The organism is Cyclobacterium xiamenense (assembly GCF_009467825.1).
In the GTDB taxonomy this organism is placed as follows: Bacteria; Bacteroidota; Bacteroidia; order Cytophagales; family Cyclobacteriaceae; genus Cyclobacterium; species Cyclobacterium xiamenense.
Map to the genome: position 1 here is coordinate 40,828 of NZ_WIOK01000004.1, position 25,487 is coordinate 66,314.

Below are 25,487 nucleotides of genomic sequence, written 5' to 3' on the forward strand. Positions count from 1 at the left end.
ATCGGGAATGGATCGGCAGTGGGTATGTATCAAGGGGTTACGGGAACCTCCTCCGCGACAGGCAGGCGTTTCAGAAAGTCGGCAAATGCTGTCTCCAGCCCGTGTTGCCATTGGTAAAATTCCTTGCCTGACTGGCTACTGTCGGTTTCTTCCTCCAATAGTTTGTCCAGAAATTCAGCCGCAAAGCGATCGGCCGCCATTCCTGCTCCAGCCTTTTCCGCGTCGCATGCATTGCATTGCTGTTCGTATTGTCCTTTCACCGGAACCATCAGGGCCTTTTTTCCCAGATACATGGCTTCTGCTATGGATTCAAAGCCCGCGGTGGACAGGTAGGCCTTGCATTGACTCAGTTTTTCAACGAACAGCCGGTCGTCAATGTGATGAAACGTTAGGTTGGGCAGCGCCTGATAACCCGGGGGCATTTTTTGGGCATCCCAAAAGGCCTCTATGCAAATACTTGGATGGTTCGCCGCAATGGTGTATACCTCCTTTGCATAGCCCGAATTGACGATGTATACGAGAAAAAAATCCCGGGTAGCGGGACTGGCTTGACGGACGCCATTGCGAATCAGGGGAGGCCACACAACCAGGTTTTTCTTCTTTCCCACCCGGCGGGGTTCCCATAGGGAGAGCGCAATGATTTGGGAGGAATTCCAGCAGGTAATGCGTGTATTTAGTTTGAATAATAGCTTTTGAACGCCTCCCGGTTGGGCAAAAGTAAAATCCGGATGGTACATCAGGTATTGGTGTCCGATGGCGAGGTAAGTGGCCCGCTGAGGGTAGCACATGGCATAAATCCCTCCCAGTATATCGTAAAAATTCAAGATGCAATCCGGTCGATGCGCCTGTACCCAACGATCCAGCTGTCGAATGCTGCGGATATACAGCGGTAGCTTTTTTAGGTTTTCAAGAATGGTCGAACCCATCTTGATAGCTTTTTGCTCCTTATCGGTGACAAAATTGGGGCTTTGTACCCGGTAAACAGGGCAAGAAAATGCTTGGAGAAAGTAGGCGGGGGTTTTTCTACGTGTGCTGCTGCCTACCACCACTGCTGCTACTTCATGGCCCTGATTTCGAAGCAGTTCGCTGACGACCATGGCCTGCGTCATGTGTCCCCTACCTTCGCCCTGAACGATGAATAGAAATTTCATAACAGTCAGGAAAATTTATCTATCCGGGAAACGGTCGGCTCCCGGAGGGGAATTACCTTGCTTTCCTCTTGCAGACCTTTTCCAAAGTCCAGCTCGTTGTAATAGATCAGCTGCCAATTACCCTCATGGTCTTCTGCGAGTGCGCTTAGCGATTCCACCCAATCGCCGGAGTTGAGGTAGTCGATGCCGTCAATAGTCCGTATTTCTGCTTTGTGGATGTGTCCGCAGATGATGCCGTCACAGCCTTTGGACCGGGCGATTTTGCAGAGTTCGGTTTCAAATCCGTCAATGTAGGACACAGCAGATTTCACCTTGGATTTTACATACTGGGAAAGGGAGTAATAGGGAAGGCCCTTTTTACGCCGGTAATGATTGACCCGGGTGTTGAGCCAGAGTAAAAAGGTGTAACCCATATCGCCGAGGTAGGCGATCCAACGCAGGTTTGTCGTGATGTTGTCAAATACGTCACCGTGAGTAATGAAGTATTTTTTACCCTGGCTTTCGTATACCAGGTCTTTTTGTATCGACAGATTGCCGATTTCGAGCGGCAGCACCTGGTCTAAAAAATCGTCGTGGTTTCCCCGGAGGTAAACCACCTTTGTTCGGTCACAGTCGATCATTTTTAGCACCCGGTTGAATACCCGTGTATGCTTTCGTTTCCAACTACCGGATTTTTTCAACTGCCACCCGTCGATAATGTCTCCATTGAGAATGAGGTTTTCGCATTGGTACTGCTTGAGAAACCGCACCACCTCTTTGGCTTTGGAGCCTTTTGTTCCCAGATGTATATCGGAAAGAACAATGGTTTTAAAGTTTGTTTCCAAAACGTTGTTGTTTTGGAAGCAATGTAGCTGGATAAGATAAACTGGTGATGAAGAATCGTTTATCAAAATGCTATTAAAGTAGCTGATCTACCGAAAGGTGTGAATGAATTGTTACCTACCGGTTATACGGGTGTTGGCCTACCTCATGCATTGAAGATAAGTTTGAAGATCGTCCCCTTGTTTCGGGACGACTTCACTTGAATATTGCCCTTATGTCTGCGCATGATTTGCTTGGAAAGGCTCAATCCGATGCCCGATCCCCTCTTTTTGGTGGTAAAGAAGGGAATAAATATTTTACTTAGGGCTTCTTCTTCAATGCCCTTGCCGCTGTCCTCCACTTCGATAATAATTTTGCCTTGATCATCGATAAAGGCCCGTAGGTATAGGTTTTTTTCAGGTGCATCCTCCAGGGCATGGATGGCGTTTTGGGTAAGGTTGATCAGTACCTGTTCGATCTGTGAACAATCTGCAAATAAAAGAAGGTCTTCCGGAGTGATCTGTTTGTGCAGGTTGACCTTCTGAGTTTCGAGCTGATTTTGCAGGAGCATGTCCATCTGGTCGAATAAGTCGCGGATCTTAATTGCCGAAAATTTTGGTGCCGGTATATGGGCGAGACTTCGGAAATCACTGACAAAATTGATCAGCCCCTCGCTGCGTTTTTCAATAGTGGACAGGCCCATCTGGTAATCCTGAAGTTCCTCGGTATCCACCGCTGCCTGCTGATTCAGTTTTTGGTTAATATCCATGCTGATGGTAGCCGCTAGTGAGGATATGGGCGCAATGGAGTTCATGATTTCATGGGTCAGCACCCGAATCAGGTTTTGCCAGGCCTCCATTTCCTTTTCTTCCAGTTCACTTTGGATGTTTTGCAGGGAGACCAATTTGAATTTAACATCCCGAAGTACCAACTCGATGGCATAGACGGAGAGCTGCATGATCCCGTCCGGATGGGCGATTTTTATCAATTCGCTTCCACCCGTACGCAGGTTTTCGATGGCATGATGGAGTTCTTTGTTGATGGAAGCGATTTCCTGGATATGGGAAAGCTTTTCAATGTTTAACATGCGTTTGGCGGCCGTGTTAAGGATCTGCACGCTGCCGTCTGCCTCGAAGGTAATCAGACCGATGCTGAGGTGCTGAAAGACCGTCCGAAAATAGTGGAAGTTGGCTTCTTTTTCCATCTGATCTTCCTTGAGTTTTGCCAAAATGGCATTGAATTCGATATGCAGGTCGTCGGTTTCTGTCCCGTCGAATTTCACCGGATAGACCGTGGAATAGTTGTTTTGTTTGATATTGTCCAAAAACTGACGTACTTTATTAAAGCTGCTTTCCGCATAGCGGATTAGGAGTATCAGCTGTACAAATGTCAAAATAATGAATAAGGAGATGGCAAATACACCCGCCTCCGTTAGGATCATGTAAGCAAACAAAAATAAGGTCAGGGTGAGCACAAAAATCCTACCCAGTAAGCCGATTTTATAATCCATATTTTTCCAACCTTCGGTACAGGGAGGCCCGCGTCAATCCCAGCGCTTTTGCTGCTTTGGAAATGTTGCCTCCGTTTTTGTCTATGGCTTTCTGAATCAGGGTTTTTTCGACCTCGTCCAGATTATAGGTATTGGTGCTGACTTTATCGGTGGCAGGCTTTCCAGAAAGAAAGAAGAAATCCCGGCTATCCAGCTCGTTTCCTTCCGCCATGATAATGGCCCGTTCGATGGCATGCTGCAGTTCCCGGATGTTTCCCGGCCAACTATACCGTTGCAGCAGTTGCAGGGCATTTTGCTTCAGGCCTTTGAATTGCTTCCGGTATTTGGCAGAATAGACCTTTAGGAAATGGGCGGCTAAAATGGGGATGTCGTCTTGCCTGTCCCGAAGTGGCGGAAGAAAAATTTCCACCGTATTGATTCGGTATAACAGGTCCTGCCGGAAACTGTTTTCCAGAATCATTTCGTGCACCGGCATGTTGGTGGCACATATGAGTCGAATATCTACCGGGATGGATTTATTGGTACCGATCCGGGTTACTTCCCGCTTTTGCAGTACGGTAAGTAGCTTGGATTGTAGCGGCATGCTCAGGTTGCCGATCTCGTCCAGGAACAAGGTCCCCTTATCCGCCACTTCAAACCTTCCGGCCCGGTCTTCCTTAGCGTCGGTATAGGCTCCTCGTTTGTGGCCGAAGAGTTCGCTCTCAAACAAACTCTCCGTAATGGCACCCATGTCCACGCCTACGAAAATCTCGTCTTTCCGCTCCGAACGATCGTGAATAGCCCGGGCGATCAGCTCTTTTCCCGTCCCATTTTCCCCAAGAATCAGGATGTTGGCATCCGTTCGGGCCACTTTCTCGATGATGGAAAAAACGTTTTTCATGGAGGCACTCTGCCCGATGATATCGGAAAAGGGTTTTTTCAGATCCGCCTGCAACTGCCGTTGTTTACTGGATAGCTTGTCGACCTCGTTGTAGCTTTCCTTTAATTTGATAGCTGCGGACAACGTGGCCAATAATTTTTCGTTTTGCCAGGGCTTTAAAATAAAGTCCGTAGCCCCTTCCTTAAGTGCCTGCACGGCCATCTCCACATCGCCAAAAGCGGTAATCAGGATAACCACCGCTTTTGGATCGATTTCCTTGATCTGACGAAGCCAATGAAACCCTTCTTTTCCGGAGGTGGTATCTTCCGTAAAATTCATGTCCAAAAGGATCACGTCAAAACTATTATTCGTAACCAAAAAAGGGATCCGTCGGGGATCTTTTTCGATATGTACCTCTTTTGCATGCTTTTTTAATAACATTTTGGCGGCAAACAAAAGGTCTTCGTTGTCGTCAATTATCAACAATTTGCCTAAATTCTTATCTTCCATCCTTTTTTAACCGATTAGTGCTGAAATAATGCCAATGTTAAATCCTGCCAATTTACAAAGAAAATGCCGATTCACCTACTTGTGTTGTCCGTAATTGGACATAATTGGTACGAAAATGAACAAGTAGGGATTGATATTCCTTTGGTTTTTAATCCCTTGATAAAAGTGCTATCTTTGCTATTTAAACAAAAAAATACATACATATGTCTGTAGCAACTAAAGGAAATACCGTAAAGGTACACTACACAGGAAAACTAAAGGACGGAACGATATTTGACTCCTCCCAGGATAGGGAGCCGTTGGAATTTATTTTGGGAGACGGGAAAATGATCAAGGGATTTGACGTGGCCGTTCAGGGCATGCAGGTAGGAGACGATAAGAGTGTGACCATTCCTGCCGACGAGGCTTATGGCCAAAAACGAGAGGACATGATGTTAGACGTACCCATCGAACAGGTTCCTGCGGATATCAAACCGGAAGTAGGAATGGATCTTTCCATCCAAAATCAGCAGGGACAACCAACCCCCGTAAAGGTAGTTCACGTTGACGAGGTTAAAATCACCCTGGATGCCAACCATCCCCTGGCAGGGCAGGACCTGGTATTTGATATCAAACTTGTCGAAGTATCGTAAGGTATGCATTAGGTAAAGGAAAGGGGGGAGACCATGCGCTGCAAGGGTCTCCCTTTACTTATTTATCCAATGCCGAGCTTTTTTCGAGGTTTCCCTGCGGATTGGCATAGATACTTTTTGTTTTGTTGTATTTGGCATTGCCTACCTCTACTACAAAAATCTTGCTGTTTAAATGGGTGAAATCGTAATTTTTTTGCTTTCCGTCCGCTGGCCGGAGTCGGTCATGCAAGATAAGGTTACCCAGTATGTCGTATATTTTGACATCGGTGAGTTGGTTATTGGGTTTTTCCAAAACCAATTTAAATTTTTTATTTCCCAGCGACTGAAGGTCAAAATTAACAATGGGAGTACTCAGGTCTTTTGGAAAAGAAATGGTTGTCTCAACTGGCCGTCCGACATTTTGTGCCCGAACCAATAGGCTGCCTGCATAAAAAAAGGCCATCAGGAGAATGACCGAAAATAGGAGTCTGTGGGTATTCGTTTCTTCATCCATTGATGTGCAAATTGCAAAAATCGAATTGAAAAATTTTAATTTTTCACCTATAATTACTATTAATTAACAAAATTATAATTTATATCGGAATACAATACCCCGAAAGGAATCAAATTGTTTGGTTTTATGTAAGTGGTACGGTGACGTGGGCTTTCCCATCAATAGTTATCCGGGCGGTCATAGGCGTAGAGCTTGGATGAAGTCAACAATAGGATTTGGTTTTTGGTCAATGCCAAACCGATGATTGGGGGTAGTGCCGGTAGGGCAAGACTCCTGCGGTCCCCGGTCAGAAAATTGGTTCTTACCAATTGCTGGGTTTCCAGATGGTAGGTGTGTTCGTTGTCCACAAAGGCGGGAATACTCCCCGCTAGCGGAAGTTTTTTGATTAGGTTTGCCTGATTGTCAAAAAGGTACATGCCTTCATCGACTATTTGTAGAAATAGGATGTTTTTCCGTTCCAGCAACTGCAGCACCCGCAGGCTACTGTTCGGTAGCAGGATGTTTAGGGGTTGTTCCTGCAACAGTTGCCCCGTGGAAAAATCAGTTTTTTTCAGGCTCAGGTCTGTTTCGTCGTATAGCCAGAGGCCATGGTTGTTACCCAGCGTGGCCTGACTAATATAGCCCCCAAAGCCCAAATCCGCCATTGAGTTTCTGCTGAGTGGGTTCAGGAAGCGATCCAGGATTTCGATTACCTGCTGACCCGCAGAAAAAAGAAACAGATTTACCGTCCAGTATGCCTCTAACTGATTCAGTTCCGTGCTGATAGCCGGTGCATAGAGGTTTAGCGAATCTCCCCCTGCGTCAAACTGACGCAAATAGCCGCTTCGGTCGCTGACAAAGATCGCACCGTTTCGGTCTACGGAAATTCGGGAGGCCTCGCTCAGGTCCAATTGCCATCGTTCTCCGGACAGCTGTATATCCTGAGCCAATCCTGGAAGGGCGGCGAGGAGAAAGGAAAAGAATAGTAGGCTGCTAATCGGATTTGATGGCATATCCGTTGTAGGATTTGAGTTGGAAGGCCCATCCATCGAATTCCCCATAATGGCACTGATGTACCCATTCACCAAGATTAAAATAGGTGGATTCGCTGGAAACCGAAAGGTTTAGTGGAAGGTGCCGGTGCCCAAAAACGTAATAGTCAAAATGCATTTTCTTTTCAATCTCCAGGCAATATTGGTACAACCACTCGTTCTCCTTTCCTTTGAATTCCCCTTCGTTTTTTTGATCGTTCGTTAAGCGACTGTTTTGGGACCAGCGGTGAGCAATGGCCATGCCAATATCGGGGTGAATCCATTTAAATAGCCATTGGCAGGTTTTGCTCGTGAAAAATCGTTTGAGTATCTTGTATTTGCGGTCCCCTGGCCCCAGTCCGTCTCCATGGCCCACCAAAAATTTTTTCTCATTGATTTCCATTTCCTGGGGATGGTGAAATACCGGAATATCCAGCTCACTGGTGAAATAGTCTTTCATCCACAAGTCGTGGTTTCCGGTAAAGAAGAATAAAGGAATGCCCTTTTCTCTCATGGCAGTAATCTTGGAGATAAATCGCACGAATCCCTTGGGTATGACTTTGTCGTATTCAAACCAAAAGTCAAATATATCTCCTACAAAGAAAACCGCAGCCGCATCCTTTTCGATGTCACTTAGCCAGTTAATGATTTTCTTCTCCCTTTTTCTGCTGGATTCCGCATCGGGTGTTCCCAGATGAAAGTCTGAGACAAAATAGACTTTTTGGTGATCCAATAACCGAATTTTCATTTTTGGTGTAACATGCGTATCGTTTCCGAAGGATGACATATCTGGAGTACTAGTTATTGCACCATCGTACACACGAGGCTTCCATTGCTACGGGAAAGGGGCTGAACCGACCAACCCCACCGCAAGTTAAAAACAATCGCCTAAAAAAAGAGCAATAGCGCCTGGAAAGCCTCCTGTGCCAGGCAATTTTGCCGCTGACTGTTGGGCATGGGGTCCGTGTTGCCTCCAAAAGCAATTCCAGAGCAGTAGCGGGTTTTGCCGCTTTTGCTCTGGAAAACTGGGGTCATCGTCGAGGTCGGGTATCAGTCCTTGTTTTCTACTACGTCTTCTTTGGATTCCTCTGGCTCTTCGGTGGCTTCGTCTGCATCTTTTTTGACCTCAGCTTCGATCTTTTTGCCGTCTACGACTTTGGTGAATTTCTCATAGGTGGTCTCTTTGTCAAAAGGTCTTTTTCCTATAAGGCTTTCCAAATCGGATTGAAAAAGGATCTCCTTTTCCAATAACTCCTTGGCAATTATCTCGAGTTCGTTCCTTCTGTCGTTCAGTAAGGTAATGGTTTTGCCGTAGGAAAACTCGATTAACTTTCTCACTTCCTCGTCAATGGTTTGTGCAGTACTTTCCGAATACGGTTTATCAAATTTGTATTCGCTCCCCTTGCTATCGTAAAAGGATACGTTCCCAATTTTTTCATTCATCCCGTAAATGGAAACAATCGAATACGCCATCTTGGTGATGCGTTCCAAATCACTCAATGCTCCGGTAGAGATTTTACCGAAAATGATCTGTTCTGCGGCTCGTCCTCCAAGGGCCATACACATCTCGTCGATCAATTGCTCGGTTTGGTAGAGAAATTGTTCCTTGGGAAGGTATTGTGCATAGCCCAAGGCGGCTATACCTCTTGGTACGATACTCACCTTCACCAAGGGATCGGCATGCTCCAGAAACCAACCGGCTACGGCATGACCGGCCTCGTGGTAGGCAACGATTTTTTTCTCCTCCGGAGAGATGATTTTATTTTTCTTTTCCAAACCACCAATGACCCGGTCGACGGCGTCCTGAAAGTCCTGCATGTCTACCGCGTTTTTATTTCGTCTTGCAGCAATCAAGGCAGCTTCATTGCAGACATTGGCTATCTCTGCTCCGGCAAAACCGGGAGTTTGAGCCGCGAGTTTTTTGGGTTCTACGTCATCCGACGTCTTGATTGGCTCCAAATGGACCTTAAAGATGGCCTCCCTTCCCACAATGTCCGGCTTGTCAATACTGATTTGACGGTCAAATCTACCAGCGCGTAAGAGCGCGCTATCCAGCACATCCGGTCGGTTTGTTGCCGCCAACACGATTACTCCGGAGTCGGTGCCAAATCCATCCATCTCCACAAGGAGCGAGTTCAGCGTATTTTCACGCTCGTCATTGGAACCAGGCATTTGCCCTTTTCCCCGTGAGCGTCCAATGGCGTCTATTTCATCAATAAAGATGATGCAAGGTGCTTTTTCTTTGGCCTGTTTGAAGAGGTCCCGTACACGGGCAGCTCCCACACCGACGAACATTTCCACAAAATCTGACCCGGATAGGGTAAAGAAAGGTACCCCCGCTTCACCGGCCACTGCCTTGGCCAGCAGGGTTTTACCGGTACCGGGAGGACCAATCAATAGCGCACCCTTGGGTATTTTTCCACCAAGTTTGGTGAATTTCCCGGGGTTTTTAAGAAATTCAACGATCTCTTCCACTTCTTCTTTCGCCTCATCCAGGCCTGCCACGTTGTCAAATGTAATTTTGACCTTGTTCTCTGCATCAAACAATTGGGCTTTGGATTTGCCCACATTGAATATTTGACCTCCCGGACCGCTTGGCCCGGACATGCGACGCATCATCATCCAAAAAAGGAAAAATATCAAAATCAGAAAGCCGAAACTCGAGATCCAATTTCCCCAACTTTCCTGTTCTTTGGCCGAATAGCCGATGCGTTCTTCCTCGGGGAGTTGCTCTTCCAGGCGGGTATAATTTTCAATAAAATTGTCTACGGAAGCGATGTTGATTCGGTAGTGAGGTCCTGTTGGATTGTAAAATCGGTTTTGGGCTTCCAATTCGTCTTTGTACCGTTGGTTTTCGAGTGCCTCTTCCCGAAGGGTGACCTCTACGTAATTCTGATTGTAAATCACCGTAACCTTCCGGACATCGCTGCTTAGCACCATGTCCTCAAACCGTTTCATTGTGATTTCTACCGTAGCTGAATTTTGGTTGAACCAAGTGACACCGATCAGGACAATAACCGCGGTTATGATCAACCAAATTTGAAAATTAGGTTTCTGAGGTGGTTTTGGAACAAATTTTTTCGATTTATTTTTATCACTCATGTTGATTTTTTTATTTCTATAAACTTTTTGTACAACGAAATTAAAAAATGAAAGTTTAAATCCAGTTGATTTAGTGACTGTTTATTTTGGTGACCTTGGCATCTCCCCAAAGCTCTTCTAACTGATAAAATTCTCTTTTTTCTTTTAAGAATATGTGAACCACCACATTAACGTAATCCATCAGTACCCATTGCCGGTTTGTTTTTCCCTCGCTCCGCCAGGGACGTTCGTTGCTTCGTTTGAAGACGGTTTCTTCCACGGCGTTGGAGATACCCTCTACCTGCGTGTCAGAGGAGCCCGAACAAATCACAAAAAAATCGGTCATCGTACTCGTGATGTCCCGCAAATCCATTACTACAATATCGGATGCTTTTTTGTCTTCCATCCCGGTCACGATCACTTTGCTCAACTCCTCTGCCGTCATAGGTGCTTTTTTCTGTGGTTTTTTAGTTAAAATTTATTTTATTCCTACATTTAACCTGATTTTAAATATCCAGATTATCGAATAAAATAACTAATTATAAATGCATAAAATCCTTGCCAATACGGTTTTTTTAGGAAAAGATTTGCAAATACTGACAGACTGTCATTCTACTAACGAAACGGCCCTTTCATTGGTTCGTTCCGGGAAGGCCGCAGAGGGAACGGTTGTGCTAGCCCTAAACCAGACCCGAGGCAAAGGACAACGAGGCCGGCAGTGGTACGCGGCCCCTGGATTGAACCTCACCTTTTCCATCGTACTCCGGCCTGAATTTATTGCTGTAAGCCAGCAGTTTGTGTTGAACATGGCCGTTGCCCTTGGGGTTCACAAGGGGTTGTCAGAATTTGTATCGGGCCTTTCCATCAAGTGGCCGAACGATTTTCTGTACGAAGGGGGAAAAAAGGTGGGTGGCATGCTCCTGGAAAATAGTGTGAGGGGAAAGCAGCTGGTGCTTCAGGTGGCAGGAATCGGCATCAATGTGAATCAGCTGGAGTTTCCGGTACCGCAGGCGGTCTCCCTGGCGGGGATTTCTGGTAACACGTTTTCGCTGGATGAGGTGCTGTCGGCCATTCTACAATCGGTGGAGGTTTATTACCTTCGGCTGAAGGCCGGCGAATGGGAGGCCATCCATAAGGAATACCTTGGACAGTTGTACCGGTTTGGAAGCTGGGCTACCTACAACGACGGGGAGCTATTTACCGGAAAGATTACCGGCGTGGGCGAAGACGGCCGGCTACAAGTACGCAAACAAAACGGTAGGGTAGCCTGTTATGACCTGAAACAAATAGCATTCGTTTAGTTCAGCATTTTCTTTTGTGTCCCTGAATTCCTAAATTTGTCAAAAATTAATTTAAACCATAGCTTCGTTAACATGTCAACAACCAAATCACAGAAATATATTCAATATAAGGTGAAAGATATTTCATTGGCCGCATACGGAAGAAAAGAAATCCGTCTTGCGGAGAGTGAAATGCCGGGTCTAATGGCCCTGCGAGAAGAGTACGGTGCCACCCAACCGCTAAAGGGCGCCCGGATTGCGGGCTGTTTGCACATGACCATCCAAACCGCAGTGCTGATCGAAACGCTAGTGGCCCTGGGGGCAGAGGTGACCTGGTCGTCCTGTAATATTTTCTCTACACAAGACCATGCCGCTGCTGCGGTGGCTGCAGCTGGTATCAGCGTGTACGCCTGGAAAGGGTTGACCGCTGAAGAGTTCGATTGGTGCATCGAGCAAACACTTTTCTTCGGAGAGGAGCGCAAGCCGTTAAACATGATTCTCGACGATGGAGGAGACTTAACGAATATGGTGTTGGATCAGTACCCGGAATTGGTTTCCGGTATCAAGGGACTGTCGGAAGAGACCACCACGGGTGTTCACCGACTCTATGAGCGAATGAAGAACGGAACGCTTACCATTCCCGCGATCAATGTCAACGATTCGGTCACCAAATCAAAATTTGATAACAAATACGGATGTAAGGAATCACTAGTTGATGCAATTCGCCGGGCTACCGATATCATGATGGCAGGTAAAGTGGCTGCGGTAGCCGGTTATGGTGATGTAGGCAAGGGTTCTGCTGCCTCCCTTAGGGGTGCCGGAGCCCGGGTCATTGTTTCCGAAATCGATCCCATCTGCGCCCTGCAGGCAGCAATGGATGGATTTGAGGTGAAAAAAATGATGGATGCCGTAAAGGAAGCGGATATTGTGGTTACGGCAACCGGCAACAAAGACATCATCGGTGAGGCACATTTTCGCGCGATGAAAGACAAAGCCATTGTTTGCAATATTGGCCACTTCGACAACGAAATTGACATGGCCTGGCTGAACGAACAATACGGACATACCAAAGACGAAATCAAACCGCAGGTGGACCTGTACCATTTGGATGGCAAAGACATCATCCTGCTTGCGGAAGGCCGGTTGGTGAATCTGGGTTGTGCTACGGGACATCCTTCGTTTGTGATGTCCAACTCCTTTACCAATCAGACCCTTGCCCAGATGGAATTGTGGAACAATACCGATCAGTACGAGGCGGGTGTGTACATGCTTCCCAAGCACCTGGACGAGAAGGTAGCAGCCTTGCACCTGAAAAAACTCGGTGTGGAACTGGATGAACTGTCGCCCGATCAGGCGTCGTACATCGGTGTCAACCAACAGGGACCTTACAAACCGGATTACTACCGGTATTAATTGTTGGAAACATATCCCTATACGAAAAGAAAACCCGGACCCAAGGTTCGGGTTTTTTTTTAACGTTTTTTACAACAGATAGGGGGTTCTAAAATCTTTACAAATTGGCCTGCGGCAAACCGTTGGTCTCTGAGTGAAGAAAAGGGTAGGGCAGTGTTTGCATGGACGGGTTGTATTTTTCTTTTTGAACATGAGCGAGGTCATGATTTTGATTGCTAAAATTGGGTAACTTACTCTTTGTAACCAAATTAGCCCGAAAATGACCAAATATTGTATTCCATTTGAGCAAATCCGGCACACGGACCTTTCGCGTGTGGGAGGAAAAAATGCTTCCCTGGGAGAAATGATTCGAAAAATGACGCCGCTGGGAATACAGGTGCCTGGCGGATTTGCGGTGACCGCTGCCGCGTACCGGGAGTATATCGAAGCTTCAGACTTACTCGAACCGCTGAAAAAGAGTCTGGACTCCCTTGACACGAAAACGCTGAAAAATTTAGACAAGGTAGGAAGTAGCTGTCGAAAGTTGATTTTGTCGGCAGAAATACCGGATTCCGTGCAGGAAGAAGTGGTGAAATTCTATCAGCAGCTGGGTGAAAAGAAGGCCGTAGCGGTCCGAAGTAGTGCCACTGCGGAAGATCTTCCCACGGCCAGTTTTGCCGGACAGCACGATAGTTTTTTGAATATCAGGGGTTCTTCCGCATTGTTGGCTTCGATCCGGAATTGCTATGCTTCTCTTTTCAACGATCGAGCCATAAAATACCGGTTGGATAAGGGATTTGATCACCTGGAAGTGGCCCTTTCTGTGGGGGTGCAATACATGGTCCGATCCGACAAGGGCAGCGCGGGAGTCGCGTTTACCTTGGACCCCGAATCGGGTTTTGACAAGGTGGTCTACCTTACCTCCGCCTGGGGCCTGGGTGAACTGGTCGTTCAGGGAGCGGTAAACCCGGATGAGTTTTACCTGTTCAAACCTGCGCTTGAAAAGGGATCACCACAGCCGTTATTGGAAAAGAAACTCGGGGAAAAGGAACACAAAATGGTCTACACCAAGGACCGGAAAAATCCTGTAAAAAAAATCCCGACCTCCGATAGGGAACAAAAGGAATTTTCCCTGAGCGAAACGGAGGTCGTACAATTGGGTAAATGGTGTCTGGAAATCGAAAAACTGTACCAGCGGCCCATGGACATTGAATGGGCCAAAGATGGGAAAACAGGGGAGTTGACTATTGTTCAGGCCCGCCCGGAGACGGTGCACCAACAACAGCCGCTGACATTAAAGACCTATCACCTACAGTCTGAAACGAAACCGATTTGCCAGGGAAAAGCCGTCGGTAAGGCCATTGCAAGTGGCAAGGTAGTCATCGTCAATTCCCTCGCAGATGGTCCTAAAGTTAAAATGGGGGATATTATCGTCGCGGACAGTACGAATCCTGACTGGAATGCATTGCTGAAAAAAGCCGTTTGTATAGTTACGAACAAGGGTGGTAGAACCAGCCACGCGTCCATCGTGGCCAGGGAATTGGGCATTCACGCCGTGGTAGGAACGGGCAATGCCACGCAAAAACTGCAGGACGGGCAGCTGGTGACCGTGTCTTGCGCTGATGGAGATCGGGGTAGCGTATTTGAGGGAAAGTTGGATTGGGAGGAAAAGGAAGTGTCACTGAAAGGGCTCCGGACGACAAAGACCGCGGCCAAGCTGATTCTTGCAGACCCGGGACGGGCCTTCCAGCTGGCCATGTATCCCCAACAGGGAGTGGGGCTGCTACGCATGGAATTTATCATTTCCACAGCCATTCGGATCCATCCGATGGCACTGGTGAAGTTCGACGAGATGGTGGAAAGTCACGAAAAGAAAGCCATACAGGCCATGACAATGGATTATGCGGACAAACAGCAGTACTTTGTGGAAAAATTGGCAGCTTCCGTGGGCATGGTAGCCGCCGCCTTTTACCCCAAGGAAGTGATTGTACGCATGAGCGATTTCAAATCCAACGAATACCGGGAATTGATCGGCGGCAAGTACTTCGAACCCGAGGAGGAAAATCCCATGTTGGGATTTCGGGGTGCATCCAGGTATTCCCACGAGCTGTATCGGGAGGGATTCGGCCTGGAATGCAAGGCTATGAAACGGGTTCGGGAAGAGATGGGCTTGGATAATGTGAAACTCATGGTCCCCTTTTGCCGGACGGTGGATGAGGGCGTGCGTGTCCTGGAATGCATGCAGTCGTTTGGTCTGGAACGGAAAAAAAACAAACTGGAAATCTACATGATGGTGGAAATCCCCAGCAATGTCATCCTTGCGGAGTCTTTTGCTGACTTATTTGACGGGTTCTCCATCGGGTCCAACGACCTGACTCAGCTAGTGCTCGGGGTGGACCGGGATTCGGCCATGGTGAGCGGATTGTTTGATGAAAATAACCCTGCCGTAAAAGAGATGTTAACAAAGGTCATCCGGGCCATTAAGAAAAAGGGAAAAAAGATCGGATTATGTGGACAAGCTCCCAGTGATTACCCGGAGTTTGCCGGTTTTCTCGTCGGGTTGGGGATCGATAGCATTTCATTTAATGCCGATGCCCTGCTAGCAGGGATTAAAAACATCCAAAAAGCAGAAAAAAAATAGAAAAGAGACATATTGGCAGGCAAACACTTGGTGGGAACGGCGGGAACGATTAATTTTAACCGATAAAAAACTGAAATCGTGCTTGCCTGAGGCGGAAATTCCTGACAAATACGCCTCGCGGGGTAATATCCCGATAACATCCCCTCGCCGATAAGCGTCGGGAGGAGAGACATGCGACCTGCTTGCCGGTAGGCAGGAATTCTTCCGAAGGTTATGACAGGCCTATGGCCTAAAAAAAAGAGTACTAACAGATTCCATGTGACCACTAAAAGACAGTTTTAAACACATGAAATCGAGCCTGCCTCGGACAGGCAGGCATGACGAAAACGTCACACAGTGGGATGATTATCAATCATGCGAGATTCCATCTGACCGTTGAAAAAAAATATAAACAGATGAAATCGATCCTTCCTTAAGTAGACATGCATAGCGCAAGCGGTACATGGAAGAATGATTAGTAATCATGCGAGATCCTCCCGATGTGATCGGGACATGCATCTGACCATTAAAGACAATTATAAATAGATGAAACCCGTATCCTTTGTTTTTATCCGGTTGGGAATCGGCATCAGTATGCTCGGCCATGGTTTGGTTAGAATCCCGAAGCTGTCTGCCTTCAGTGCCGGGATGGTGGGCAATTTTAGCGAATCCATTTTGCCCGAACTTTTGGTGACTCCTTTTAGTCTGGTGCTGCCCTTTCTGGAGTTGATGCTGGGACTGGCGCTTATTTTGGGCTGGAAGACGCGAATTGCAGGTATCAGCGGTGCTTTATTGATGCTTTTGCTTATGTTTGGTACTTCAATGATTGAAAATTGGTCCGCCCTGCCCTCGCAAATGATTCATTTGTTGTTTTTTGTGTTGGTATATGAGTTTAATGAGGTGAATACCTTTTCGTTGGACGCGTCCAACCCATCCGCTAAATAAGTTCCTATGATCGACAAGATTGATATCGAAGTTTTAAAAACAAACCTACCCTTTATCACCGATTCCCGACTTCGGGAGGCCCTGGCAAAAGAAGGCAAGGTCATGGAAATTCCCAAGGGAAAGACCATCATGGAACCCGGCCAGTTTGTGAAAATGGTGCCGATCGTTTTGGAGGGAAGCATCAAGGTGCTACGTATGGACGAGGAAGGAAGGGAATTGTTTCTGTATTACCTGGAGCCCGGCGAAACCTGCGCCCTGTCGCTCACCTGCTGTTCGGCTTCCAAACCCAGTGAAATCAAGGCCGTAGCCGAAGAAGATACCCTCATTTTGGCCGTTCCGGTGCATACCCACGAGCAATGGTCGGACGAATTCAAACAATGGAAAGACTACGTTTCCACCACCTATCAATCCAGATTTCAGGAAATGCTTGAGACACTCGATGCGGTGGCTTTTAAGCGAATGGATGAGCGATTGATGCGTTACATTGTAACCAAAATGAAGCAGGCAAAGGCTAATGAATTGCACACCACCCATCAGGAAATAGCTTCGGAACTGGGTACCTCCCGCGAGGTAATCTCCAGGTTGCTCAAGCAGTTGGAAAAGAAAAAGTGGATCGAGCTGGGTAGAAACGTGATCTACATTCGCGATGATTTTGAGGAATTGATTAGTAAATAAATGCCCCTTAGAAACCCGTTTGTGCGTGTGAAAAAATCCAACCGCTTACGGGAACCATAGGAGTCACCCAATGCCAGTCGCGGGCAACGAAGGTTCAAGAAATGAAGTAGTCTATGGGAAAAGGCTTCCTTTTTTTTAGGTTGATTTGTATGGTGATGGTGTGCCTACCAACGCTTCAAGCGCAGGAGGCCTTATCGTTCCGGTTTAAAAAGCTGGATACCGGTCAAAGCCTTTCCAGCGGAGACATACAGGCTATTTTTCAGGATGTGGATGGCTACATGTGGCTGGGCACCAGCAATGGGCTGAATCGGTTTGATGGATCCAGGTTGCGCAGGTATTTTGCAGATGAGCATGATTCCAGTACGATCAGTAGTAATTCCATCAGCAAAATCTACCCGGGACCTGCGGGTAATTTATGGTTTAAGGATGCCGAGAGGATTGTCAACGTGTACCTAAAGGACAAGGAAATCTTTGCACGAGACATGGAAGAGTTTGCAGCCCGGTACCAGCTGAGAAGTGCAGTGCTAACCAAGGTCTTCGAAGATTCCAAAAAACGGTATTGGTTTTTGCACCCCTTCGAAGGCATTACGCTCCTTGACAGCAGCTTGCAGGAGGCACGGTATTTTTTTTCCAAAACATCGGAGGATGGAACCATAGGTAGCAATTTGGTCACGGATATTCAGGAAGATTCGGAAGGTAATTTCTGGCTGGTTCACGCAAATGGTTGGATTGATATTCTCTCCGGGGCGAATTTACGGGTTAAAAAAAGGCTGGCATTACTCGATGAGTCGGAGATTCTTCAGAACTATATTTTTGAATTGGTGCTGGATCAATCGGGGGATGCCTGGGTTTTTTGTCCGGATTTTCCGCTTGGTTTGTTTCATATTTCTGGTAAAACCTGGCAGGTGCAGGCCATTCGCGAGGATTCCGAGGGGATTCGTCTTAACAATCCCTTGGTTAAATCCGTATTGGAATACGCCCCAGGAGAAATTTGGGTAGGTACGGATCACGGGGGGATTAATATTATTGACACCCAAAGCAACAACGTTCATTATGTGCTCAACAGGCCGGAAAGTAGCCTGGCCTTATCCCACAATGCGGTCTACGCTCTGTTTAAGGATGCATCCGGAGTGGTATGGGTGGGTACGCACAAAAGGGGAGTAGACTTGTACCATCCCAATTTGGATCGATTTGGGCTGCTTAGGAGGGATATTGATCCGGAAAACCCCTTGCCTATAAATGACGTCAATGCGATCGAGGAGGATCCCTCGGGGAGCCTTATAGTGGGATCAAACGGTGGAGGCTTGTGGCGGTACGATTCCAAATCCGGCACTTACCTGGATGTATCGCAGTGGCCAAACGATACAGGACCCGTGCCTGATTCCGATGTAGTAGTGGTTGATTTGTACAGCGACCGGTCCGGTACCTTGTGGATCGGTACCTACCAACGAGGCTTGTATGCATACGATGGAAAAAATTTTACCCACTATGAGGCCCAAATAGGCAAGCCGGATGCATTACAGGATAACAATATTTGGAAGATTTTTGAAGATAGTGCCGGAAGGTTTTGGATAGGTACGCTCCGGAAAGGGCTCTTTCTATTCGACAAAGCCTCGGGTAACTTTACGCAGTGCAGCACGGAAGAAATGGGTATCGCATTGAATAACCAATACATCACTGCCATTACCGAAGACAATACCGGAAATATCTGGGTGGGGGGAAGCCTTGGGATTGACATTTTTCATCCCGAAAAAGGCTACCAACGGTATTTTCCTGGAAATTCTGCCGATCCCTCCGGATTTAGCCACTCAAACGTTTCGGACATGTTTCGGGATCGCTATGGAATCATTTGGATAAGCACAGGCCAGGGCTTGTTCTATGTTGACGAAACAATGGATTCCTTTCATGTATTTGACCAGTCCAACGGGTTGAAAAACGATTTTCTGGTAAGTCTGGTACCGGATAAGCAAGGGAATCTGTGGTTGAGTTCCAATGACGGCTTGATTCAGGCCGAAGTGGACCGTAGTGCTACAGCGCTTTCTCTCTCGTTTCGATTTTTCACTAGTGGGGATGGCTTACAAGGTGATAGGTTTAACAAAAATGCCGCCTACGTATCCAGCGATGGTAGGGTATACTTCGGCGGAGTGGATGGGATAACCTACTTGCATCCTGAAACCTTTCCTTTTTTTGACGCCGAGCCACAGGTGGTTTTTTCGGATTTTCGCCTGTTCAACCAAACCGTAGCGGTGAACGAACGGGTAAACGGCCGGGTGTTGCTGGACAAACCCCTGAACGTAAGTCGATCGGTACAACTAACGCACCATGAAAATATTTTTTCCGTTTCTTTTTCTTCCCTGAATTACCTAAACCCGGAAAAAAGCAGCTTTTTGTATCGGCTAGAGGGGTTCAGTAAGGAGTGGATTGCTGTGGAGACTTCCCCTTTTGAAGTCACTTTTACTAACCTTGACCCTGGAAATTACACCTTACAGGTGAAAGCTTCCTCCATCGACGGAGCCTGGGGAGCGAGAGTGGCCAACCTTGATATAGAGATTTTGGCTCCTTTCTGGCAAACACCCCTGGCATTTGGTATGTATGGCCTGGTGCTAGTTATATGTATTGCCTCTTCCTGGCAGTGGTTTGTGTACCGGGAACGTCAACGGCTTAGCCGACTGGAGGAAATTAAGGAGAACAAACGTCTGGCTGAACTGGACCAGATGAAAAGCAGGTTTTTCACGAACGTGAGCCATGAGTTTCGGACACCACTGACACTTATTCTGGCACCGGTAGAAAAACTGGTAGCCGACACCCCGGATGGTCCCGTGCGGTTTCAGCTGCAAACTGTCCAGAAAAATGCCCGAAAGCTGCTGACCCTGGTCAACCAACTCCTGGAAATCCGAAAGGTGGAAAACGAGCAACTGGAATTGCAAACGGCAGAAGCAGATTTGGTCACTTTTTTGGAAGAGCAGGTTCACGCTTTTCGGAGTTTGGCTATACAAAGGCAAATTGGTCTCACCTTTAGCTCCAATGTACGGAATATTCCGACCGTTTTTGATGGAGAAAAGATGGAGCGAATCCTGTACAATTTACTCTCCAACGCCTTTAAATTTACGCCAGCAGAAGGAGAAATCAATGTAAGCCTGGATTTCAAACAACACAGCTTGTCCGGGGGCTGGGCAGCTATTTGCGTTCGGGATTCGGGACCGGGAATTGCTCGGGATCAACTGGACCGCATCTTTGAGCGTTATGTGACGCTTAGTTCTTCCGAAAACCAGGGTACAGGTATCGGGCTTTCTTTGGTACAAGAATACGCAAAACTACACGGAGGCAGTGCCAGGGCCGAGAGCATCCCGGGCCAGGGAGCGGCGATTATTGTTTCGCTTCCGCTTATCCTTCGGGAGGGCTACCTGGTCTGGGAGGAATTTTTCATGGATACAGGAAAGGAAGAGCTGATTTCCTCTGGTTCGGGGCAGGCCGAACAGGACCGCCCCAGCCTGTTATTGGTAGAAGACAACCCAGACTTGCGGGAATACCTTGCGGAGGTGCTCCGTGATTCTTATATCATCGATCAGGCAGCCAACGGCAAAGAGGCCCTTGCTATTGCGCTTCGGAAAATCCCGGATATCATTCTTTCCGATGTGCTGATGCCGGAAATGGATGGGGTGGCTCTTTGTCAGGCGATCAAGACCACCATTAAGACTTCCCATGTACCGGTAGTTTTACTCACCGCCAAAACTGCCGAAGAAGATCATTTGCTTGGCTTGCAATCCGGCTGCAACCTCTACCTGGAAAAACCTTTTAATCTCGAAATCGTGCGTTCATCACTGGCCAACTTACTACGGGAAAGGGAACGGCTGCAGCAACATTACCGCAAACTCATCACGGTGAAAACAAGCGAAGCCGAGCTGGAATCACTGGATGACCGGCTGATACGAAACGCCGTACTGCAGGTCGAAAAGGAAATTGATAATCCGGACTTTTCGGTAGAGACACTCAGTAAGCTTCTTGGAATGAGCCGGGTGCACCTGTACAAAAAAATTAACTCACTTACCGGACAGACGCCCCTGGAGTTCATCCGATCCATTCGCCTGCAGCGTGCAGCCCAATTGTTGGTTACCAATCGGTTTACCGTATCGGAAGTCGCCTACAAGGTAGGTTACAACAATGCCAAATATTTCTCCAAACACTTTAAAGCCAATTATGGAAAAATCCCCTCTCATTACCAAAAAGAAAACGAGGATAACTAGCTTGTACTACCTCCTGTTAGCGCTCTTATTGTCAGGTGGTGCCTGTTCCGGGCCTTCGGCGACCCCACCGGAACCCGTGATGCCCATTCCCCACGAACGGCAGCTGGAATGGCAGGACATGGAATTTTACGCATTTGCCCATTTTAATATGAACACCTTTACCAATCGGGAATGGGGCATGGGCGACGAGGATCCTGCCTTGTTTAACCCAACCGATTTTGACCCCTCGCAGTGGGCGAAAATTTGCAGGGAGGCAGGTATGAAAGGAATCATCCTAACGGCCAAACACCACGACGGGTTCTGCCTTTGGCCTACCGAAACCACCTCCCATTCCGTAAAAAACGCCACCTGGAAGGATGGGAAGGGAGATATCGTTCGGGAGGTTTCCGAAGCGTTTCGGGCGGAAGGTCTCAAATTTGGGGTGTACCTTTCTCCCTGGGATAGAAATCATCCCGATTATGGAAAGCCGGAGTACATCGATGTCTTTCGGCAGCAACTCCGGGAATTGCTCACCAACTACGGAGAAATTTTTGAAGTATGGTTTGATGGTGCAAACGGCGGGACTGGATACTATGGCGGAGCCAATGAAGAGCGGCGGGTGGACAAAAAAAGCTACTACGACTGGGCTACCACCATTGACTTGATTCGTGAATTGCAGCCCAATGCCGTCATTTTTGGGGATGCTGGACCGGACGTACGTTGGGTAGGTAACGAGCACGGTTTTGCCTACGAGACCACCTGGTCTAATCTGATGCGGGATTCGGTGTACGGTGGTATGCCGGAATATGCCAAAGTCTACGCTCCCGGCCAGGAAAATGGAACCCACTGGGTGCCCGCGGAAGCGGATGTTTCCATCCGGCCAGGCTGGTATTACCATCCCTATGAAGACCATAAGGTTAAATCCCTGCCACAGTTACTGGATATTTACTACCACAGTATCGGACGAAATAGTTCCCTTTTGCTGAATTTTCCCATTGATAGAAGGGGCTTGATTCACGAAAATGATCAGGCCCAACTGATGAAATTGGTCCATAAAATTCGGGAGGACTTTTCTGTACCGCTGCCGCTGGATAAGGCCAGCATTACGGCTACTTCCACTTTGGGAAAGGGATACGAAGTGTCGGCCATATTGGAAGAAAAGGGCCGCTATTGGGCGGCAGCGGAAGGAACCATTGCAGCCACCATTCAGCTGGAGTTTCCCGATCCGGTCCGGTTCAACCGGTTTCTCGTCCAGGAAAATATTGAGCTGGGGCAACGAATCAAGGCATTTGATGTCGAAATCAGGACAGAGGAGGGAAGCTGGACGCCTCTTGCCTCCGGCACCACCGTGGGCTTTAAGCGGATCTTACGCCTGCCGGATACGGAAACCACGGCCATTCGTTTCGCCATTACGGATGCAAAAGCAAGCCCCACGGTGCAACACCTGGCGTTTTACCTGGCTCCCAAGTTACTGCTTCCTCCCAGCATCACCCGGGATAAATCCGGCATGGTAAGCCTGAAAGCACCGGAAGAGGGGCTGGAGATCTGGTACACGCTGGATGGCTCCGACCCGGCGCAGCAAGGCAAGCGGTATACCGAGCCCTTCCCCGTACTGGATCCAACTGCGATTCGGGTGCTTTCAAAAGATCCGGGGACTGGAGAAATTAGCGAGGTTGCACTCAAGGCATTGCAACTTGCCCGAAAAGATTGGACCGTCTTGGGTGATGGCGAACAGTCCGAACACCTGATCGACGAAGACCCGACGACAAACTATTTTACAGATACGGACCGTGTTTCCATCGACTTGGGAAAAAGCTATGCATTGACCGGATTTACCTATTTCCCCATGCAAAACAGGTACCTATCCGGCCTGATTACCCGGTACGCATTCGCAGTTAGCGAAGACGGGCGACAGTGGACGCAGGTGAATGAGGGCGAATTTGGAAACATTGTGAACAGCCCTATCGAGCAACGGGTTACTTTTCCTACCGTAACAGGCAGGTACATTCAGTTGCGGGCACTGGATAAACTGGACGATAATCCGGCAAGTTATGCCGAACTGGGCGTACTTATTGGGAATCCGTAATGGGCAGCAATCAGCGGTAGAAAACCAGGGATTAAACCACCTGAATCCGGTAGTTGCGGAGTTTGGTTTGCTTTTTGTAGTTAACGAAGAGTAAATTTAAAACCGTACTACCAAACCACTCTAACTATGTTAACCTGGGTAATCGTATTTCTTGTCGTAGCACTGATCGCCGCCGTACTGGGCTTTTCCGGACTTGCTTCGGGTCTTGCGTCTATCGCTAAAATTATTTTCTACTTGTTTTTGGTACTTTTGGTGATTGGGCTGATCGCCGGTGCAGTAAATGGGTTTTAGCATTCAAAACGGAATGTTTGCCAACTACGTGTGGCGGGCGTTCCGTTTTTTTTTGCTGACGAGCCACGGGTAGGCTACTCTCCGGAAGGCACGGGGATTTCCCGCGCCGGTACGTTGACCACCTCTTCCAGAAAAGAAATGGAAGCATCGAGCACGGACGCCCATTGATCGGTTTTGATCGGGGACGTAATTACGTGGTCACCGGCATCGGGAAAGGTCATTTTTTGTTTGTCCGCTTCCGGTGTGCCCAGCTGCTCGTACATGGTCAACATGGCTGGTACCGATACGACCCTGTCCTGGATTTCTTCATTTTTGTAAAAATAGCCCATAAAAAGCGGTTGCCGGACTTTCTCAAAGGTCTCGGCATTCATTTTGCTTTTTACCAATACGGCAAGGCTGGTATAAGCATTGATGTGGAGGCGGTCGGCCCAGTATTTTCCTTCTTCGGGTTCCCGCGGTACTTCCATGATTCCCGACTCGGTCATGGTCAGTTGCATCAATTGCTTCATCCAGGGCTGAAAAAGTGGATCCAACCGGTCTCCGTAAATGGCGATGCAGGGGGAATACAGCAAGACGGCTGCTATTTCCGGACGCTCTTCGGCCAGAACCAGGGACAAGGCTCCCCCCATCGAAGTCCCGAGGACAATTACTTTTTCACCCAACTGCCTGCTGATCATGTACGCTTCCCGTGCTCCCTGGATCAGATCGGATGCACTCAGGTATTCGAAGGCATTTGGCCGGCTGATTCCGTGTTCCGGTAGGCGGCTCAGGTACAGGTTGGCACCAAAATGTGCGGCAATTTTGCGGTGTACCGGATCGCCCTCCATGTGGCTGGCACCAAAGCCATGCACATAGAGAATGCTATACGGCGTTTTCTCCTTCCGGGTACTATCCGCCCAGACAATGGTAGCCCGGTTGCCCGGCTTCAGGCCAGCTACCGTATCTTCTTTGTTCCGAACGTAGCTCTCCAATGCGGTTAAATTTTCCGGCACCTCCGGATACGCACCACGGAGGTCCTGAACACTTTCTTTCGGACCTACCATGTACAGGATGACCAGTAAAATGGCCGTTCCCATTAGCCAGGGAATAAGTTTTTTCATGGGTTATTTTTTTATATCCTCGTACGAAGCAACAACTCCCCGTACCATGGCCGAACTAAAGCCATGGTGTTCCATTTCGTTAAGACCCTTGATGGTGGATCCCTTTGGGGTGGTGACCTTGTCTATGGCTGCCTCGGGATGGATGCCTTTCTGGATGATTAGCTCCGCCGCACCCTTCACTGTTTGATTCACGATTTTATTGGCCGTTTTGGCATCAAAACCAATTTGAATCCCCCCTTGGGTCATCGCTCGCATAAACCGCAGCACGAAGGCTGTACCACATGCGCCCAGAACGGTAGCCGCTTCCATGAGGTGCTCCTCAATGGTGATGGAGATGCCGACACTGTTGAAAATGGCTTTTACCAGGTCTTCCGATTCGGGGCTAAAATTTTCCCCGCAAATGCAGGTTATGGATTCCTTGATGTCTGCGGCGATGTTTGGCATCACGCGAAAAATGGTGGTACCGGGATCCAGTTCATTTTTTAAGGTAGCGATGGTAACTCCAGCGGCGAGAGAGGCAATGACCACCTTTTCTTTTACAAGAAATGGTCGGATTTCTTGTAAAATGGGCACAATGTTATACGGCTTTACGCCCATGATAACAAAGTCGGCGTCCCGTACGGCTTCTTTGTTATCAGCCAAAACGCGAACGCCCTGGGACTGCAGGTAAAACAGACTCTCCGGATGCCGTTTGGTTACAGTTAGGTTTTTGCCATCAAACCCTTTGCTTCCCAGCAACCCGTTTACGATGGACAGTCCCAGGTTTCCACAACCGATAATGGCAATCTTGGTGTTGGTTTCCATTTCTGGTTTCTTATTTACGATATA

Annotated in this window: 20 protein-coding genes; 9 read left to right on the forward strand and 11 right to left on the reverse strand. The window is 47.9% G+C overall.

All coding sequences use genetic code 11. The annotated features are described in order from the left end of the window. Positions 1-29: 29 nt before the first annotated feature. The 4 genes from GCU44_RS04070 to GCU44_RS04085 form a co-directional block, all read right to left on the reverse strand. Positions 30-1,151, reverse strand: coding sequence for a glycosyltransferase family protein (locus GCU44_RS04070; RefSeq protein ID WP_092168208.1), 1,122 nt, complete (start codon positions 1,149-1,151; stop codon positions 30-32). A gap of 5 nt (positions 1,152-1,156) precedes the next feature. Further along, positions 1,157-1,975: a UDP-2,3-diacylglucosamine diphosphatase gene (locus tag GCU44_RS04075; protein WP_154854155.1), complete on the reverse strand. Its 819-nt coding sequence runs from the start codon at positions 1,973-1,975 to the stop codon at positions 1,157-1,159. A gap of 143 nt (positions 1,976-2,118) precedes the next feature. Continuing rightward, positions 2,119-3,462, reverse strand: coding sequence for a sensor histidine kinase (locus GCU44_RS04080; RefSeq protein WP_154854158.1), 1,344 nt, complete (start codon positions 3,460-3,462; stop codon positions 2,119-2,121). Beyond that, on the reverse strand, positions 3,452-4,831 hold the full coding sequence (locus GCU44_RS04085) for a sigma-54-dependent transcriptional regulator (protein ID WP_154854161.1): 1,380 nt from the start codon (positions 4,829-4,831) through the stop codon (positions 3,452-3,454). The genes GCU44_RS04080 and GCU44_RS04085 overlap by 11 nt, the downstream gene beginning before the upstream one ends. A gap of 203 nt (positions 4,832-5,034) precedes the next feature. Here GCU44_RS04085 and GCU44_RS04090 point away from each other — a divergent pair, with 203 nt between their 5' ends. Then, positions 5,035-5,463: an FKBP-type peptidyl-prolyl cis-trans isomerase gene (locus tag GCU44_RS04090; protein ID WP_154854164.1), complete on the forward strand. Its 429-nt coding sequence runs from the start codon at positions 5,035-5,037 to the stop codon at positions 5,461-5,463. 58 nt (positions 5,464-5,521) lie between these two features. Here the strand turns inward: GCU44_RS04090 and GCU44_RS04095 are convergent, their stop codons facing one another. The 5 genes from GCU44_RS04095 to rsfS all read right to left on the reverse strand — a co-directional run bounded on the left by GCU44_RS04095 (position 5,522) and on the right by rsfS (position 10,492). Further along, positions 5,522-5,956 carry a T9SS type A sorting domain-containing protein gene (locus tag GCU44_RS04095; RefSeq protein WP_154854167.1) on the reverse strand — a complete coding sequence of 145 codons (435 nt, stop codon included), beginning with the start codon at positions 5,954-5,956 and terminating at the stop codon, positions 5,522-5,524. A 158-nt stretch (positions 5,957-6,114) separates the two neighbouring features. Continuing rightward, positions 6,115-6,948, reverse strand: a complete 834-nt coding sequence (locus GCU44_RS04100; RefSeq protein WP_154854170.1) for a hypothetical protein — start codon at positions 6,946-6,948, stop codon at positions 6,115-6,117. Then, complete coding sequence (locus tag GCU44_RS04105; RefSeq protein ID WP_154854522.1) at positions 6,929-7,714, reverse strand: UDP-2,3-diacylglucosamine diphosphatase; 786 nt, start codon at positions 7,712-7,714, stop codon at positions 6,929-6,931. Before GCU44_RS04105 ends, GCU44_RS04100 begins: the two co-directional genes overlap by 20 nt. A gap of 302 nt (positions 7,715-8,016) precedes the next feature. Beyond that, positions 8,017-10,068: an ATP-dependent zinc metalloprotease FtsH gene (gene ftsH, locus GCU44_RS04110; protein ID WP_154854173.1), complete on the reverse strand. Its 2,052-nt coding sequence runs from the start codon at positions 10,066-10,068 to the stop codon at positions 8,017-8,019. Between the two features lie 70 nt (positions 10,069-10,138). Next, the gene (rsfS, locus tag GCU44_RS04115; protein ID WP_154854189.1) at positions 10,139-10,492 is read right to left on the reverse strand and encodes a ribosome silencing factor; all 354 of its coding nucleotides are present in this window, start codon (positions 10,490-10,492) and stop codon (positions 10,139-10,141) included. Positions 10,493-10,592: 100 nt separating this feature from the next. Here rsfS and GCU44_RS04120 point away from each other — a divergent pair, with 100 nt between their 5' ends. The 8 genes from GCU44_RS04120 (at position 10,593) to GCU44_RS04155 (ending at position 23,559) form a co-directional block, all read left to right on the forward strand. Next, positions 10,593-11,348: a biotin--[acetyl-CoA-carboxylase] ligase gene (locus GCU44_RS04120; protein ID WP_154854192.1), complete on the forward strand. Its 756-nt coding sequence runs from the start codon at positions 10,593-10,595 to the stop codon at positions 11,346-11,348. A 72-nt stretch (positions 11,349-11,420) separates the two neighbouring features. After that, the gene (gene ahcY, locus GCU44_RS04125; RefSeq protein WP_154854195.1) at positions 11,421-12,740 is read left to right on the forward strand and encodes an adenosylhomocysteinase; all 1,320 of its coding nucleotides are present in this window, start codon (positions 11,421-11,423) and stop codon (positions 12,738-12,740) included. Positions 12,741-12,999: 259 nt separating this feature from the next. Beyond that, positions 13,000-15,360, forward strand: a complete 2,361-nt coding sequence (gene ppsA / locus GCU44_RS04130; protein ID WP_154854198.1) for a phosphoenolpyruvate synthase — start codon at positions 13,000-13,002, stop codon at positions 15,358-15,360. 525 nt (positions 15,361-15,885) lie between these two features. Then, positions 15,886-16,284 carry a DoxX family protein gene (locus tag GCU44_RS04135; RefSeq protein WP_154854201.1) on the forward strand — a complete coding sequence of 133 codons (399 nt, stop codon included), beginning with the start codon at positions 15,886-15,888 and terminating at the stop codon, positions 16,282-16,284. 18 nt (positions 16,285-16,302) lie between these two features. After that, the gene (locus GCU44_RS04140) at positions 16,303-16,959 is read left to right on the forward strand and encodes a Crp/Fnr family transcriptional regulator (protein WP_092170113.1); all 657 of its coding nucleotides are present in this window, start codon (positions 16,303-16,305) and stop codon (positions 16,957-16,959) included. A 113-nt stretch (positions 16,960-17,072) separates the two neighbouring features. Beyond that, positions 17,073-21,203 carry a hybrid sensor histidine kinase/response regulator transcription factor gene (locus GCU44_RS04145; RefSeq protein ID WP_154854204.1) on the forward strand — a complete coding sequence of 1,377 codons (4,131 nt, stop codon included), beginning with the start codon at positions 17,073-17,075 and terminating at the stop codon, positions 21,201-21,203. Further along, entirely contained in the window at positions 21,157-23,268 is a 2,112-nt protein-coding gene (locus GCU44_RS04150; RefSeq protein WP_154854207.1) for an alpha-L-fucosidase, read from the forward strand. Before GCU44_RS04145 ends, GCU44_RS04150 begins: the two co-directional genes overlap by 47 nt. A gap of 126 nt (positions 23,269-23,394) precedes the next feature. Then, positions 23,395-23,559 (forward strand): DUF1328 domain-containing protein, encoded by a 165-nt coding sequence (locus GCU44_RS04155; protein ID WP_092168258.1) that lies wholly within the window; start codon positions 23,395-23,397, stop codon positions 23,557-23,559. Between the two features lie 74 nt (positions 23,560-23,633). Here the strand turns inward: GCU44_RS04155 and GCU44_RS04160 are convergent, their stop codons facing one another. Both GCU44_RS04160 and proC read right to left on the reverse strand, forming a co-directional pair. Beyond that, positions 23,634-24,659: an alpha/beta hydrolase gene (locus GCU44_RS04160; RefSeq protein ID WP_154854210.1), complete on the reverse strand. Its 1,026-nt coding sequence runs from the start codon at positions 24,657-24,659 to the stop codon at positions 23,634-23,636. A 3-nt stretch (positions 24,660-24,662) separates the two neighbouring features. Beyond that, on the reverse strand, positions 24,663-25,463 hold the full coding sequence (proC, locus tag GCU44_RS04165) for a pyrroline-5-carboxylate reductase (RefSeq protein WP_154854213.1): 801 nt from the start codon (positions 25,461-25,463) through the stop codon (positions 24,663-24,665). Positions 25,464-25,487 lie beyond the last annotated feature (24 nt).